Below are 14,624 nucleotides of genomic sequence, written 5' to 3'. Positions count from 1 at the left end.
CGGCGTATTGACCGCGACAACGTGTCGCGCTCAAAGAAAGCGGAGGGACCCTGATGGTGGACCTGAAAGCCGACACCGAGGCTGTCGACGACTACCGGGAGACGCTGCAGACGCTGTCGTACGGGTCGGTGCACAGGCGATTCGATCCCTACCTCGACATTGATTGGGACGCAACGGAATTCGCGATCGATCCGACCGACCGGCGGTGGATCCTGCCCGCCGCGGACCCGTTCGGCGCGCACGAGTGGTACCGCGCACTGCCCGAGGACCGGCAGATCGCGCTCGGTATGTGGCGCCAGGCCAACATCGCGAAGGTGGGCCTGCAGTTCGAGAACATCCTGATCCGTGGCCTGATGCAGTACGTGTTCAGCCTGCCCAACGGATCACCGGAGTATCGGTACTGCACCCACGAGGCGGTGGAAGAGTGCAACCACACGATGATGTTCCAGGAACTGGTGAATCGGATCGGCGCGGATGTGCCCGGCATGCGGCGCAGCATCAAGGTGGTCGGACCACTGGTGCCGTTTCTGGCGAACATCTTCCCGGAGTGGTTCTTCACCATGGTGCTCGCCGGTGAGGAGCCGATCGATCACGGCCAGAAGAGCGTGCTGCGCTCCGGCGCGAACACCCATCCGATGCTGGAGCGGGTGATGTCGATCCACGTCGCCGAGGAAGCGCGCCACATCAGCTTCGCGCATCAGTACCTGCGCGACCGGGTGCCGCGGATGGGCCGGATCCGGAAGTTCATTCTCTCGGTGGTCTTCGCGCCGACCATGCGAATCATCTGCGATCTGATCGCGGTGCCGACCCGCGAGTTCCGCACCGAGTGGGACGTGCCGCGATCGGTGCTGCGCGACGTGTACTGGCGAAACCCGAACTCGCAGAAGATATTGCGGGACAGCTTCGGCGATGTCCGGATGCTGGCCGAGGAGCTCGGCCTGATCAATCCGCTGGTGCGGCCGCTGTGGTGGATCTGCCGGATCGACGGCACCCCCTCGCGTTACCGCAGCCAGCCCGCCGGCGCGCACTGAGGCGACGGCATGCCCTACGTCGTCACGCAGTCCTGCTGCAATGACGCCTCCTGTGTGTACGCCTGCCCGGTGAACTGCATCCATCCGACGCCGGATGAGCCGGACTTTCAACGGGCCGAGATGCTCTACATCGACCCGGTCGCGTGCATGGATTGCGGCGCCTGCGCCGAGGCCTGCCCGACCGGAGCGATTGTGCCGCATACCAAGTTGGCCGCCGACGAGCGAATCTTCGTGGACCTCAACGCCGATTTCTACAAGACGCAACCTGTGCGTGAGCGCCCGGCGATGGCACCCGTGGCGATCGGCGGCACCGTGCTGCCCGAGGCACGGCGACTGCGGGTGGCGATCGTCGGCTCGGGGCCGGCGGCGCTGTACGCCGCCGATGAACTGCTGGCTCAGCCCGGTGTGCGGGTGAACGTCTTCGAGCGGCTGGACCAGCCGCACGGTTTGGCGAAACACGGTGTGGCACCTGACCATCGAGGCACCAGGCAGATCACCGGATTGTTCGACACCATTGCCGGGCAATCCGGCTTCGAATACGTCCTGGGAGTGACGGTCGGTCGCGATGTCACCCACGCCGAGTTGCTACAGCATCATCACGCGGTGATCTACGCGGTCGGTGCGTCGGCGGATCGCCGGCTCGGCATCCCCGGTGAATCGCTGCCGGGCAGTGCCTCCGCGACCGACTTCGTGGCCTGGTACAACGGTCACCCGGAGCATCGCGACCGGCAGTACGACCTGAGCCATGAGCGCGCGGTGATCGTCGGCAACGGCAATGTCGCGCTCGACGTGGCCCGTATCCTGACCACCGATCCGGCCGGCCTCGCCGGAACCGATATCGCGCCGCACGCGCTGGCGGCGTTGCGGGAGAGCCGGATTCGCGAGGTCGTCGTGCTCGGCCGCCGCGGTATCGGGCAGGCCGCGTTCACCGTGCCCGAACTGATCGGGTTGCGTAACCACACGGGTGCGGACCTGGTGGTCCGGCCGAATGAGATACCGGACGAACCGCACCTCGACTCGGCCGCCGTAGCCGACGAGGTAGGCGATCGAACGAAATATCTACTCGTGCAAAGCCTGATCGATCGACCGCAGCGCGCCGACCGGCGTATCGAGCTCCGATTCAAGGTGTCGCCGGTGGAGATCACCGGCGACAACGCGGTGTCCGCGATAACGATCGAACACAACGACCTGACCGTCGACACGCTGGGCCAAGTGCGTGCGGTGCCGACCGGTGAGCACGAAATCATCGCAACAGGAATGGTTTTACGCGCGATCGGCTACCGCGGCGAGCCTGTCGCCGGGCTGCCTTTCTACCCGGGACTCGGCATCATCCCGAATGAGACGGGTCGAGTAGTCGACCCGATCACCGGCCGCGCGGTGCCGGGCGCCTATGTAGCCGGGTGGATCAAGCGCGGGCCGACCGGGTTTCTCGGCACCAACAAGTCCTGCTCCCAGGAGACGGTGGCGGTACTGCTGGACGACCTGTCCAAGTCGCCCGAACTACCCGTGGTGCAGGGCGATCGAGCGCTGCGAGCGCTGCTGGCGCAACGACTGCCGGCCACCCAGAAGCCACCACGCTCGTTCGGAGCGTCGGCGCTCGCGCGGTGGCGCAGACGGTGAACTAGCGACTGAATCTGCGCCGACGTTTTCGGGTAATCGAAGGGTTTGTGCCGCTCCGATATCGACATAAATGTGGCCGTCGCCGAATGAGCCGTGCAACGCACCGACCCGCACGATGGCGAATCCGTGCCGATGACCTGTGCGCCACCAATCGCTTTCCTTCGCGATCGGTATCTCTGCTGTCGACAGGCAAAGCGTTGGTGTTTTCGGGCCGGGAGCTCGAATGGGGAAGTGGCGGAATCGAATCGGCGTAGCCGCCGTGGTGGCGGCTATGAGCGGGGTGGTACCGATGACCGGCGTGCGGATCGCCGGAGCTCAGCCGAACGTCAAGGACGAGCTGACCCCGAGGTCGCCGCGGTACCGGGCGCAGAAGGGTGTGTTCTGAATTCTCCCCAGGGTGCTCGATCAGCATCCGCCATCGGTGGAAACACGGTAACGTACAACAATAGGGTGTGGTTCGAGGGGCTTGTGCGGCAAGCGATCTCGCCAGACGCCGCCCCGAATTTCGAGGGAGCGCCGTGAGATCTCGGATATCGAATGCACCGTCGTATCGGTAGCCACTGTGCCGACTCCCTCGAAATACTCCTCGGCCGCTTTGTCGGGGTCGATGTTGGACAAGGCGCTGCTGCTGATGGAAACCCTTGCGCCGGTGACGGATGCCGCGCCGATGGGTGTCTCCGAGCTGGCGCGCAGATCCGGATTGGCCAAATCGACCGTGCACCGATTGCTGCGGCACCTGGTGATTCTCGATTTGGTGCTTGCGATCGAGGGCGGCTACATACTCGGTGACCGATTGGCGGGCTGGACGAACTCGATCGGCATCGGCGTGGACGTCGCGCAGTTACGTTGTGCCGCAGTGCCGTATCTGGTGGAGTTGCACAAAGTCGTGCCCACCGCGGTGGTTTCGCTGGGCATCCTCTCCGGTGCCCGGGTGCGGTATCTGGACAGCATTCACGGGCACCACCCGCCACCCGCGGCCGCGCTGTCCGCGTGGGCCCCGGTGCACTGCACTGCGATCGGGAAACTGCTGCTGGCCTACCGCCCGTCGATCGATGTCGCCGAGCTGCTGGGGCCCGGCCCCTACCCCCGGTACACGCCGCACACCCGTTGTACCCCAGCCGAACTCGGACAGGAGCTGCGCTCGATCCGAGTGCGCGGAACCGCCTTCGACCGACAGGAGTTCCGCGTCGGGATGGTGTGTGTGGCCGCGCCGGTACACACGATCCATCGTCCGGCCGTCGCGGCGATTTCGATCAGCGATACGGCGCAGGCCGACCTGGCCGAATTACCTCGGCACTTACACCGGGCCACGGTCGGACTGGCCCGCGCCATCCAGGATATCGACATCGAATAGCCGAAGATCAGCTGAAACGATGTTGCCGTGCTGCTCGCGCGCCGGCCGCGCGGAAACGGGCAACAGGCTGGTAGTCGCCACCGGGCCTGATGTCCGGGCTCGTCGGCCCGGACGGCGTCGACGAACTACTGAACGAAACCGTGACCAACATGACCCAGGGTTTGCATCCACGCCGCGGCGTCGATTGACCGTCGATCAGGAAGCGCCGGACAGGATTTGGGCCTCGGGTGCGGCCGCGACCCGGGCTACCGCGGCGCGGGCGGTCTGCGCGTCGGCGAGCGGGGCGTCGGGTGGGTAGAAGTCGGCGGATCGGCTGCCGGTGAAATAGTCGCCGATCCAGCCGAGGGCGAGGGTGCGCAGGGTGGTGATGTTCACCGATTCCGGTGTGCCGCACAGCATGCTGCCGAGGATGTCGACGCTGGCCCCTTCGGCGTCGGTATGGACACCGGTGCTGATGCGGATGCCGACGTAGGCGCGATGCAGGAGCGACTGGACTGCGCTGGTGCCGCTGCCGAACGCGTTGCACAGCGACGGCGGACCGGACACCGTGAGTATCGGCAGCGCCGTGCGGTCCAGGTCGGTGAGGGCGCGATCGGCGTTGTCGCCGACGAAGGATTTGACCGGGTCGAGCAGCACGAGTCCCTGCAACCCGCCCCAGCCGTCGGGATGATCGGTATGCAACCGATGGGCGACGTACTCGACGGCCTCACCCCCGGCCGAGTGGCCGACGAAGGCATATTGCCCGGGCAATCGAAGTTCGGGCCGGCCCGCGTGTACGGCGGCGGCGGAAAAGCTTTGGGCGAGTGCGCTGCCGGGCTCCTGCGCGGTGGCGAAGAGGGTCGCGATCGCGCCGAGGAACCCGGTGTTGCCGGTGAGGTTCTGCAACGTGCAACCCGCGAAGTCGATGAACGGCAGGCTCGGCGCGAAGACCAGATAGCCCGCTTCGGCGAAAGCGCTTCCGAGACCGGCGATATTGGTATTGCTGCGAGCGAATCCGTGTTGCAGCCAGATCAATCCCTTGGGCGTGCCGATCGGCAGATGCCAGTCCACCGGAACCGGCAAAGCCGTTCCGGCGCAGGGGATGGCGATGGTCTCGTGCATCGTCGCGGGTTCGGCGCGGGCGGTGGGTCCGGCGGCGAGAGTGAGACACAGGGCGATGGCGGCGACCGCCGGATGTCGGAGGTTCATCATGACTCCAGTGACGAGCACGCTGTTTCCTGATGCGAAATAGCGTTTCTTACTTGGCGTCAATTAGCGCTCGAGTTCCGGGTGCTGTCAACCGGTCGGTGGGAATCTTTCTATTGCACGTTTCGCTAAGGGAAACGATGTTGCCAAAAGCGGGGTTCCGCCGGTACCGTCTGGATAGCGTGCAGTCGGGGGCCGCCGCACGAGGCGTACGCCCCAACGGACGGAAGGTGTCCTGGTGAGATCGGCGTTGTATGTGCCGGGCAGCCGCCCCGAACTCTTCGGCAAGGCGATGTCGAGTCCCGCCGATGTGGTGCTCATCGATCTCGAGGACTCGGTCCCCGCAGCCGCCAAGGACCGGGCGAGGATCGCGGTCGCCGCCTGGCTGGACGCGCCTCGGGCGAGCGGACCGCAGATCTGGGTACGGGTGAACCCGGGCTCGATCGGCGAGGCCGACCTGGCGGCGGTAGCCGTGGCGGGTGTGTCCGCGGTGTGTCTGGCCAAGACCGAGTCTGCCGACGCAGTCCGCGCAGCGGGCGCCGTGTTGCGTGAGTTCGAGCCCCGTCCCGGCGGCATCCGGATCTGCCCGATCCTGGAAACCGCGTCCGCTGTGCTGGCCGCTCGCGAGATCGCCGCCGCGCCGCGCGTCGACCGCCTGCAACTCGGCGAGACGGACCTCTGTGCCGATATCGGTATCGATCCCGGCCCCGACGAACGCGAGCTGTGGGCAGTGCGCTCGCAGGTGGTGCTGGCCAGCGCCGCGGCGGGCATCGCGCCCCCGCTCGGCCCGGTCCGCACCGATTTCGGTGACCTCGCCGCACTGAAGATCTCGACGATGGCCCTGGCGCGCATGGGCTTTCGCGGCCGCGCCTGCATCCATCCCGCCCAGCTCGCGGTCGTGAACGACGTCTTCACCCCTGATTCGGCCGAAATCGAACGGGCGCGAGCACTGGTGGCCCGGTTCGACGCGGCCGGCGGGGCAGCACTGGACAACGAGGGCCGGATGGTGGATCTGGCAGTGGTCAGGCGAGCGCGGCGGGTGCTGGCGGACGCCCGGTCCGGTGGCCGTACGATTGCTCATGATTGAAACCGCCGATATGTGGTAGACCGCTAGCACGCGAATGCACAGTGGGATGGGTGCGTACCTTCGCGAGGCGATAAGGAGGTCTGCACCGGCGATGATCCAAGAACCTCGATCATCGAGTTCGGACGAGGCACAGCTCCCAGGAGGCGCTGAGCCGGATCCGCCGACTCCGCTGGAGTTGGTCATCACGGCCGATGCCGGTGAGCTGTCGGCGGTCCGCGCCGCCCTGCGCGAGTGGTTGGACCGCGCGCAGGTGCGGGCAGATCAAGGTGTCGATATCGTCCTGGCGGTCAGCGAGGCGTGCACCAATGCGGTCGAGCACGGGCACCAGGGTGACGGCGGTGTCATCCGGTTGCGGGTATGGATACTGAACGACCGCTTGCGGGTCACGGTCGCCGACACCGGTCGCTGGCAGCCACCGCCCGCATCGGCGCAGCCGTATCGCGGGCGCGGACTCCCGGTGATGCAGGCGTTGATGGATTCGGTGACTGTTACCCCGGGTCCGTCCGGCACGGTCGTGGAGATGGCGACGGCGATCCGGCGCGACGCGGATCAATGATCGCGCAGCAGTGCCCCCGCGCCGTCGATGCGATCGTGGATACCGTTGTCCCGCAACGCCATCCACCAGGTGGCCGCGTTGATCGCGATGACCGGCTTGCCGAGCCAGCGTTCGGCGGCGTCGGCCAGGCCGACCATGGACAGGTTCGTGCCGCACTGAACGAGAGCATCTATGCGGTCGCTGTCGACCTCGCGTAGCGCATCGCGCAACTGTGTCTCGGTGACGTGGGCGATGGAAACCGCGGTGGGACAGCGCAGCCCCTTGATCGCGGCCACCTCGAAGCCCAGCTCGCCGAAGAACCGCACCACGTTCTCGTCGCCGATCGGTTGATACGGCGTGACGACTCCGATGCGTGTCGCGTTGTTCAACGTCAGCGCACGCCGGCAGGCTTCGGCCCCGGTGGCTACCGGTAGCCCGGTCGCGTCGTGGATCTGCCGCACGAACTTCTGGTTGCCCTCGACACCGCCCCAGAAGGTCTCGGCCGACATGCCCATGACCATGTAGTCGGGCTCGCAGGTGAGCACGCGGGCGCAGGTCGCGCCCATCTCGGCGCGGATCTGGTCGAGCAGGCGGTCCATGCCCGCGTCATCGCCCATGTTCTGGTCGCGGATGTGGATGCGGCCGAAGTGCGTCGTCACTCCCGGCACACCCATGCGGGCGAAGTCGGGCTCCACCACGGTATTCGTCGAAGGGGCGAGAACCCCGAACTTCGCTCTCCAGCCCAATACGTCAGGCACAGTGCCTCTCTCAGCTCTCGATGCTGTTCCGGATTCCGTCTCGTCGGCGGAGTCCTTGCCGCACCGGTCATTCGGTGAACAGGTCGCGCCGCCGCAGCGGTGCGCTGGCGAAACGGCCGATCACCTTCGGTGTGGTCAGCCAGCGGATGTGTGCCCCGTTGCGGGCGGGGGCGACCGCGCGTTCGGCCAGCCACGGTGCGACGGTGTCGACCCGGTCGGCGAGAATGTTGAAGATCTTGCGCGCCTTTGCCGACTCCACCGGATCGGTGTAGCCGTGGGTCAGCAGATCGGTGACGACCATGCCCGGACTGAGCAGACCGACCGAGACGCCCGGCGGAACTTCTTTGACCAGTGCCTTGGTCAGATAGGTGAGTGCGCGCTTGCTCGCGCCGTAGACCGACAGCCCGGGAACCGCTCGGCCGTCGCTGCCGAGGCCCTCCATATTCCAGACATGTCCACCGCCCGTGCCCACCATGCCCGCGATGGCGACGGCGCAGCCGTTGATCACGCCGATCAGGTTGGTGGCGACTACTTTTCGTGCCTCGTCGGCGGATAGTTCCCAGACCGGGGCGCGGATATGGGAGACGCCGGCATTGTTGATCCACACATCGATCGGACCGAATCGGGCCGTGGCCGCATCCCAGAGCGCTTGCAGCTCAGCGCGATCGGTGACGTCGGCGGACATCAGCAGCGCGGTATCGGGCAGTTCGTCTCGCAGCCGATCCATTCGCTCGATATCGGTGCCGCACAAGGCGACTCGATGACCGCGGCCGAGTAGCGCGCGGGTGATGCCGAGTCCGATGCCACGCGTGCCGCCGGTCACGACGACGGTGCTGGTGGGCTGCGGCCGGCTCATCGGCGGACCAGCACGCCGTGCAGCACGGCGCTGAGGCTGTTGTGCTCGAACAGTTCATAGACGACGGCGAGCTCGGCGCCCGCACCCATCCCGGGTGCGGCGTCCACCATGAATTCTCGCCCGTTGATCTTGCCGCCGTCGGGCAGGTGCACTACCGGGTAGTTGGCGCGGCCGTAAGCGGTCGCGTTGCCCCAGGCGCCGGGGCCCTCGTGGAAGGAGCGGACGCCGTCGCGGCGCACAGTGGCTTCGTAGGTGCGGTCGAGCGCCCCGCTCCAGGTCACGCGATGCTCGGCGGTCAGCAGGCTCAGCGGAGTGATCTCGAGGCTGATGTGCACGGTGCCGCGGTGCCGCTGATCGACGCCCCAGAGCTCGCAGTCACCGGTAAAGCAGCAGTCGTCCTTGGTGGGCAGGACGAACGGTGTGGCGCCGCAGCGAGTTTCGTGCTCGACGAGTTCGCCGGCCAGAGCGGGGTCGCGGGTGTAGACGCCGTTGAACACACCGACAACGGCCGGACCTTGGTACAGCACCGAGGAATACACCTGAGTATCGCCGAGAGTCTGATTCCAGGTGTTCAAACCCACCTGCCAGCCGGGACCGTAATAGTGGGCGTCGACGAATCCGCCGTAAGGCCTGCCCGCGCCGTAGAAGTCGGGGCCGGTGTAGAGCCGGTCGTCGTCGGAGTCGACCACTCCGAAGGCGAACGGCGCCCCGAGCGCGAAGCGTCCGGCGAACTCCCCGCCGCCGGTGAGGCCGCCGTCCATGTAGTACGTCGTTGTCCCGTCGGCGAATACCGACGAACGGCGGATGTCCTCGAAACCACGCCAGCCGCCGTCCGCGGCGAAAAGTGATGGCCTGCCGACCCATTCGCCGGCAATACGCTGCTGCCATTGGCTCGGCGCTTCGGCGGCGGTCATCGGAGCAGCTCCGTCCGCACCCGCTCGGCTTGTTCGTCGCCGAGGAGTCGGGCCACCTGCGCCCACACCGGATCTACCGCCGGGCTGAACAGATTCGCCCGGTTCGCGCGGTCGCGGGCGGCAACATCGCTGTCGACTGCGGGAACTCCCTTGTCCACCAGGGTGAGCCAGTGCTGGAGATAGTCGTCGACCGTGGCGCCGAGGGCGCGGAAGGCGGGCTCGGTAGCGCGGCAGACGACCATCCACGGCGACATCATCGCCCGCTGCCGCGGACCGACGGCCGCCGCAGACACCCCGTCGAGCTGCCAAGCCGCCTCCAGCAGCGGGGTGAGTGGCAGAAACGCGGCATCGAGATAGTCGAGGTGCACCGCGAGATCGGCGCGCGGGATGAGATCGAGATGCATAGCGTGGTATTCCGCCGACCGCACCGAGTCCAGCGTGAAATGCGGGACCGCGGAATCGGCCGCCGTGAAGGCGAAGATCATATGGCTGTCCAAGCCGATCACGGGGACCACCAGATCGACGGTGACCAGCTTGTCGATCGGATCGCCGCGCAACACCCGCAGCCTGCCCACCGGCTCCGGCGACATGGGGCTGGTCAACGAGACATCTTCGGCCGGAACAAGTTCCAGGGCTGTGCTCAGCTGCGCAAGGGTGCGTTCGCTGAGCTCGGTGGGCAGGCTCATTGCGGCAGTCCTCCGTTGCGGGCCTTGTGCACCCAGGCTTGATCGAGTTCGGGGTTGTCGCGGCGCGCCGGTGAGGCGATCACGGTGGCCGTGCGGCGTGGTGCGTCGCCGGTGATGATGTCGTCGTCGCCCAGCCACCAGCCGTCTTTGATCAGCTGGGTTCGCCTGCGCCGGTAGGCGATCTGGAGTGCGTCGCTGCGCACGTGCAGCTCGTCGGCGAGGTCGAACGGGAGCAACTCCGGTCGCTGCGATTCGACCACCGGCTTGTCTTGCAGCAGAATGTCTTTGATTCTCCTGCGGGTGTCGGCGTCGGCCCAGCGGCCGGTGAAGAAGTTGCGGTAGCCGAGGATCTTGACCAGGGTGCGGTTCTGCGCGAGCGGGATGTTGAAGTCGTAGAGCAGCAGGTCGCCGATGGGCAGCCGGATATGCAGCTTGACCACGTTGGGCAGGTACCAGCCGTTGGTGACCGTCACGAATTCGGGCCGGGGCTTGTTCCGGAACAGCAGTCCCCACAGTCCGCTCGGCGGTGGCGGACTGAGCTGGATGTCCGCCTCGGCGGACCAATCATCCTTGCGGATAGTGAAATTCGGGATCTCGGGCTTGTCCGGATTGCCGAACCGCGTGCCGTGTACGAAGGGTGTGTGCGAGGCGTCGACCACGTTCTCGAAGGTCCGTTCGTAGTTGGCCTCGACCTCCATCTCGAACTGCACCATCCGGAACGCCGGATCGTCGTGCACCGGGATGTCCGGTATCGGTGGGCGCTGTGGTTCGGGCAGGTCGCCGAGGAACGCCCAGACCATGCCGTAACGCTCCTGGGTGGGGTAGGCGTCGACCCTGGCCTTCTTCGGGATGAGCCGGTCCTCGGAGTTCGCCGGTATCCGCACACAGGCGCCGTCGGCGTCGTACTGCCAGCCGTGGTACGGGCAGGCGATGCAGTCCCCGGTGAGGGTGCCCATCGACAGCGCGCCACCGCGATGCACGCACAGATCCGACAGGCACACCGCGGTGCCCGCCGTGGTGCGATACAGCACGAAGTCTTGGCCGAGGCAGGTCACCTTTTTCGGGGTTCGACCGACGCGGTCGGCGAATTCCAGTGCGTACCAGAAGTTTTTCAGCATTGTTCGTGCTCCGATCGTTGGGGTCGCAGCACACCCGCGTCGGTGAATTCGGCGAGTTCGGCGCGGGCCGCCGCCGAACCACCGAGGTGGGTACGCAGGAACACTGAGCTCAGCCGAGCGAACGGCGCGAGCGCGTCCGCGTCGTCCGGGCCGTCGAGGAAGGCCCGCGCCGCCGTCGGGTCGACGTCGGCGATGCCGAAATGGTTGGCCTCCGGGACGACCGCGAACAGGTGATCGCCCGGTGGCAAGGCCTCGTCGAACGTCCTGGCCACCGGATCAGGGCGGTGCGAACCGTCTTCGCCGTACCGGTCGGCACTGCCCTTGATCACGCCGTCGTTGGTGCCGACCCCGAGCAGCACCGGGCAGTCGACCTGAGCGGGCAGCACGGTGCCTGCGGGCCAGCCGAGCATGGTCGCCACCATCGTGTGCGCGCCCCAGGCGAACACCGCACGGACCGAGGGGAAGAAACGCGCGGACTGGAGCACGACGGTGCCGCCCGCGGAGTGCCCGCCCAGCGCGACGCGGTTCAGATCGAGCGCACCGGCCAGCGGACCCTGTTCGTTCAACTCGGCGACGGCTGCCAGGATCGCGCCGATGGTCGGACAGGTCGGGCGGGTGCCGTAGGCCTCGGGCCTGGCCGCGTCGAGGTCGACACCGACGGTCAATCCGCGCTGCCCGCCGAACAATTCGGCGACTCGATCGAAAGTAACCACCACGAAACCGGTTTCGGCGATCGCGGTGGCGAACCGGCGATAGGAATCCTGGCCGACGTTGACGCCGGAGAGGAACAGCACCACCGGATACGGTACGGCCGCCGGATCGGGCGCGAAGACCCCGGACAGCCGTTCGGTGTCGGATCCCGTGGTGATCGCGGGGTAGTAGACCTTCAGGTGCGCGGTGTCGAAGGGGGCGTCGCCCGCCGTCCGCGCCGACCACCAGAGCGAACGAACGATACTCATGCGACCGGCCTCGGCAGGACCCGGTCGCCGCCCCACAGGGCACGCACCAAACGCCGGGTCACGTCGGGCCCGAACATCCGCTCGCCCATGACATTCGCCGGATCGCGTTCGGCGATGTTGCGCCGGATCGCCAGATCTCGATCGGCGAGTGCCGCCCGCTGCTCGGCCGGGACGGGTTCGGCGGCATCGACCCAGCCGAGCCACTGCTCGACCCGGGCCGTGAGCAGCTCGGCAACGGTCTCTCGATTGTCGCGGTTCGCCGGGAACGAATAGCAGTACGCGGTGGGGGACAGGCTCGCCCGGATGAACCCGGTGCGGCTGGTGAACCAGGTGAAATCGGGATGGTCTTCCTTGAACGCCAACCACGGCGGATCGTTCTCGGCGTAGTAGCGGTCGAAGTAGGCTCCGTCGCCGACCAGGTCGCCGCGCGGGATCGCGTCGACGTAGAACCAGCCCTGCGGCCACAGCAGCAACGCGATGCCGAGATGCGGGACGCTGATCCGCGGTCCGAGCCAGGCGGTGAGGTGCAGGTTGACGAAACCGGTTGCGGGGTCGCCGATCCAGGACTGCACGAGCCAATCGATGTCGGGCCCGGTGTAGGCGGCCAGGCTGCCCGACGGTCCGGTCACCGGGTCGCCGTAGCTGTCCAGGTCCGCGGTGGACGGGTCCCGGGTGAGTTCGAAACGCTCGGCGATCCGGGATTGCAACCCGCTCAGCAGCTCTCGCCATTCCTGGAAGGTTTCGGTGACATCTGTCCTGGCGGTCGCGTCGACCATCTGCTCGACATGCTGCACGGTTTCACTCATCGTCGCTCCGGGTTGTGTTGTCACTGAGCTTCTTTCGTCAATGCGTCCAGCGGCCACGACGGCCGGTCGGCCACCAGGTCGGTGCCTTTGGACACGTGGCGATTCACCGCTTCGGCGGGGCGCACGACGCCACGTACGCTCGTCGAGCCGGGTGGCACGCCGGTCACGATCGGATGGCTGATCACGCCGGTGAACGGTCCGCTCCACGCGGTCCACAGGGTGAAATCCGGGCTGAGCGCGTAGATCGCGCCGACGAGTCCGCCGGATTCGGCGGTGCCCGCAGCCACCACATTGAGCCGGTTTTCCGCCGCACGCTCCGTCAGTCCGAGCCGCAGTTCCCACGGTTCGGTGGGCGAGCAGGGGACTGCGACGACGTCCGCGTCCTGAATCGCGGCCAGGCGGAAGGATTCCGGAAACAGTGCGTCGTCCCCGACGACGATGGCCATTCGGCCCCAAGGCAACTCGAAGACGGTCAGGTCACCGCCCAGGTCCGCCAGCCATGGATAGCGTTCGGTCGGGTGCAGTTGCGACTGGTAGCCGACCACCCCGTCCGCGCTGACCAGCACACCGCGATGCGCATCGTCGTCCCGCACGCTGAGCACCGCGTGCGCCGTCGTGTCATGCAGGGCGCGAACGACTTCCGGAATGGGCAGGGTCGCGAGCTCCGGCAGCACGATGAGGTCGACGCCGTCGGCGGCGAGGCCGGCCAGCACTGCGGTGTCGGCGACCGATACGGCGGTCGACAACATCGGAGCGCCGCCAGGCGCGCGGCGTTCACGCGACGCACCGGACAACGGGGCGTAGAGCTCCGGCCTGCGTGCGGCCAGGATGTCGGTGCCGTCGCGGCGGCGTTTGTCGTCGGCCGACGCGACCTCGATATCGGCGACCACGATCGCCTCGCCGCTGACCGGTGCGATGGCGACCGGAATGCCGTCCGGGCCGACGATCTGGCTTTCGCCGGCGCCGTGCAGCCGATCCGGCGGCACGCCGAGCCGGGCGGCGATCGCGGGGAGCTGCTCGGCAGGCAGGAGCGGACCCACCTTGTTCGCGGCGACCACCCACACCCTGTTCTCGGCGGCGCGTACCGGAATGTGCAGGCTCGCTTCGTCGATGGCGAACGAGTTGAGGCTGTTGAGCAGCAGCTGCGCGCCGCGCAGCGCCAGCGACCTGGTGACCTCGTTGATCACGCCCTCCATACAGGCGTACATGCCGATGCGGCCCAGTGGTGTTGCGATGACCGGTGATTCGCTTCGGCCTGCGTCGAGATAGTCGTTCTCCGCACCCATCAGGATCTGTTTGTCGGATTCGCCGAGCAGATCGCCGTCGGGTCCGAACAGCAGGCCGGTGCCGGTGGTGCGGCCGCCGGCGCGGGCCAGCGTGACCCCGATCTTCACGTAGAGCCGGTGCCGTCGGGCGCGCCGGGCGATCGCGGTGAGGAACGGATCGCCGACTGTGCAGGCCGTTCGGTGCGCGTGTGCGCGGTCCGCGTACCAAGATAGATGGTTACAGAATTCGGGCAGGACAACCAGTTCCGCCGCCGCGCCTGCGGCCTCATCGATCATCCGGAGGCAGGCGTCGAGGTTGACCGCGACGTCGGTTCCGGCGGCGAGCTGTGCGGCCGCGACTCGGGTCATGAACCAGGACCCTCCCACTCGAAGCTGTGTTTCGTAGAACGAAACGATGTTTCCATCGTGATCTCGATTCTGTACCCCGGC

General features: G+C 67.1%; 14 protein-coding genes. 5 read left to right on the top strand and 9 right to left on the bottom strand.

Annotated features, from left to right (window positions below; genetic code table 11):
* The first annotated feature begins 53 nt into the window (after positions 1-53).
* The 3 genes from F3087_RS10970 (at position 54) to F3087_RS10960 (ending at position 4,005) form a co-directional block, all read left to right on the top strand.
* The gene (locus F3087_RS10970; RefSeq protein ID WP_150401712.1) at positions 54-1,031 is read left to right on the top strand and encodes an AurF N-oxygenase family protein; all 978 of its coding nucleotides are present in this window, start codon (positions 54-56) and stop codon (positions 1,029-1,031) included.
* A 9-nt stretch (positions 1,032-1,040) separates the two neighbouring features.
* On the top strand, positions 1,041-2,651 hold the full coding sequence (locus F3087_RS10965) for an FAD-dependent oxidoreductase (RefSeq protein WP_150401711.1): 1,611 nt from the start codon (positions 1,041-1,043) through the stop codon (positions 2,649-2,651).
* Between the two features lie 607 nt (positions 2,652-3,258).
* The gene (locus tag F3087_RS10960) at positions 3,259-4,005 is read left to right on the top strand and encodes an IclR family transcriptional regulator (RefSeq protein WP_191093894.1); all 747 of its coding nucleotides are present in this window, start codon (positions 3,259-3,261) and stop codon (positions 4,003-4,005) included.
* A gap of 195 nt (positions 4,006-4,200) precedes the next feature.
* On the opposite strand, the gene F3087_RS10955 is transcribed toward F3087_RS10960, so the two are convergent.
* Entirely contained in the window at positions 4,201-5,196 is a 996-nt protein-coding gene (locus F3087_RS10955; protein ID WP_191093893.1) for an alpha/beta fold hydrolase, read from the bottom strand.
* A 232-nt stretch (positions 5,197-5,428) separates the two neighbouring features.
* On the opposite strand from F3087_RS10955, the gene F3087_RS10950 reads away from it, so the two are divergent.
* Both F3087_RS10950 and F3087_RS10945 read left to right on the top strand, forming a co-directional pair.
* Positions 5,429-6,277 (top strand): HpcH/HpaI aldolase/citrate lyase family protein, encoded by an 849-nt coding sequence (locus F3087_RS10950; RefSeq protein WP_150401708.1) that lies wholly within the window; start codon positions 5,429-5,431, stop codon positions 6,275-6,277.
* Between the two features lie 91 nt (positions 6,278-6,368).
* Positions 6,369-6,833: an ATP-binding protein gene (locus F3087_RS10945; RefSeq protein WP_191093892.1), complete on the top strand. Its 465-nt coding sequence runs from the start codon at positions 6,369-6,371 to the stop codon at positions 6,831-6,833.
* Here F3087_RS10945 and F3087_RS10940 read toward each other — a convergent pair.
* The 8 genes from F3087_RS10940 to F3087_RS10905 all read right to left on the bottom strand — a co-directional run bounded on the left by F3087_RS10940 (position 6,827) and on the right by F3087_RS10905 (position 14,543).
* Positions 6,827-7,570 carry a maleate cis-trans isomerase family protein gene (locus F3087_RS10940; protein ID WP_150401706.1) on the bottom strand — a complete coding sequence of 248 codons (744 nt, stop codon included), beginning with the start codon at positions 7,568-7,570 and terminating at the stop codon, positions 6,827-6,829. The genes F3087_RS10945 and F3087_RS10940 overlap by 7 nt on opposite strands.
* Positions 7,571-7,637: 67 nt before the next feature.
* Positions 7,638-8,426, bottom strand: a complete 789-nt coding sequence (locus F3087_RS10935) for an SDR family oxidoreductase (protein ID WP_150401705.1) — start codon at positions 8,424-8,426, stop codon at positions 7,638-7,640.
* The gene (locus tag F3087_RS10930; RefSeq protein WP_150401704.1) at positions 8,423-9,340 is read right to left on the bottom strand and encodes a hypothetical protein; all 918 of its coding nucleotides are present in this window, start codon (positions 9,338-9,340) and stop codon (positions 8,423-8,425) included. The genes F3087_RS10935 and F3087_RS10930 overlap by 4 nt, the downstream gene beginning before the upstream one ends.
* Complete coding sequence (locus tag F3087_RS10925) at positions 9,337-10,026, bottom strand: hypothetical protein (protein ID WP_150401703.1); 690 nt, start codon at positions 10,024-10,026, stop codon at positions 9,337-9,339. The genes F3087_RS10930 and F3087_RS10925 overlap by 4 nt, the downstream gene beginning before the upstream one ends.
* Positions 10,023-11,144 carry an aromatic ring-hydroxylating dioxygenase subunit alpha gene (locus tag F3087_RS10920; RefSeq protein WP_150401702.1) on the bottom strand — a complete coding sequence of 374 codons (1,122 nt, stop codon included), beginning with the start codon at positions 11,142-11,144 and terminating at the stop codon, positions 10,023-10,025. The genes F3087_RS10925 and F3087_RS10920 overlap by 4 nt, the downstream gene beginning before the upstream one ends.
* Positions 11,138-12,103 carry an alpha/beta hydrolase family protein gene (locus F3087_RS10915; protein ID WP_191093891.1) on the bottom strand — a complete coding sequence of 322 codons (966 nt, stop codon included), beginning with the start codon at positions 12,101-12,103 and terminating at the stop codon, positions 11,138-11,140. The genes F3087_RS10920 and F3087_RS10915 overlap by 7 nt, the downstream gene beginning before the upstream one ends.
* The gene (locus F3087_RS10910; protein ID WP_150401700.1) at positions 12,100-12,909 is read right to left on the bottom strand and encodes an oxidoreductase; all 810 of its coding nucleotides are present in this window, start codon (positions 12,907-12,909) and stop codon (positions 12,100-12,102) included. Before F3087_RS10910 ends, F3087_RS10915 begins: the two co-directional genes overlap by 4 nt.
* A 20-nt stretch (positions 12,910-12,929) precedes the next feature.
* A complete protein-coding gene (locus F3087_RS10905; protein ID WP_150401699.1) occupies positions 12,930-14,543 on the bottom strand; it encodes a nitrilase-related carbon-nitrogen hydrolase in 1,614 nt (537 codons plus the stop codon).
* Between the last annotated feature and the right edge of the window lie 81 nt (positions 14,544-14,624).

Origin of the sequence: Nocardia colli (assembly GCF_008704205.1) — a bacterium.
GTDB classification, from domain to species: Bacteria; Actinomycetota; Actinomycetes; order Mycobacteriales; family Mycobacteriaceae; genus Nocardia; species Nocardia colli.
The sequence above is the reverse complement of the archived record's forward strand: the minus strand, read 5'-3'. Positions and strand labels throughout refer to the sequence as shown.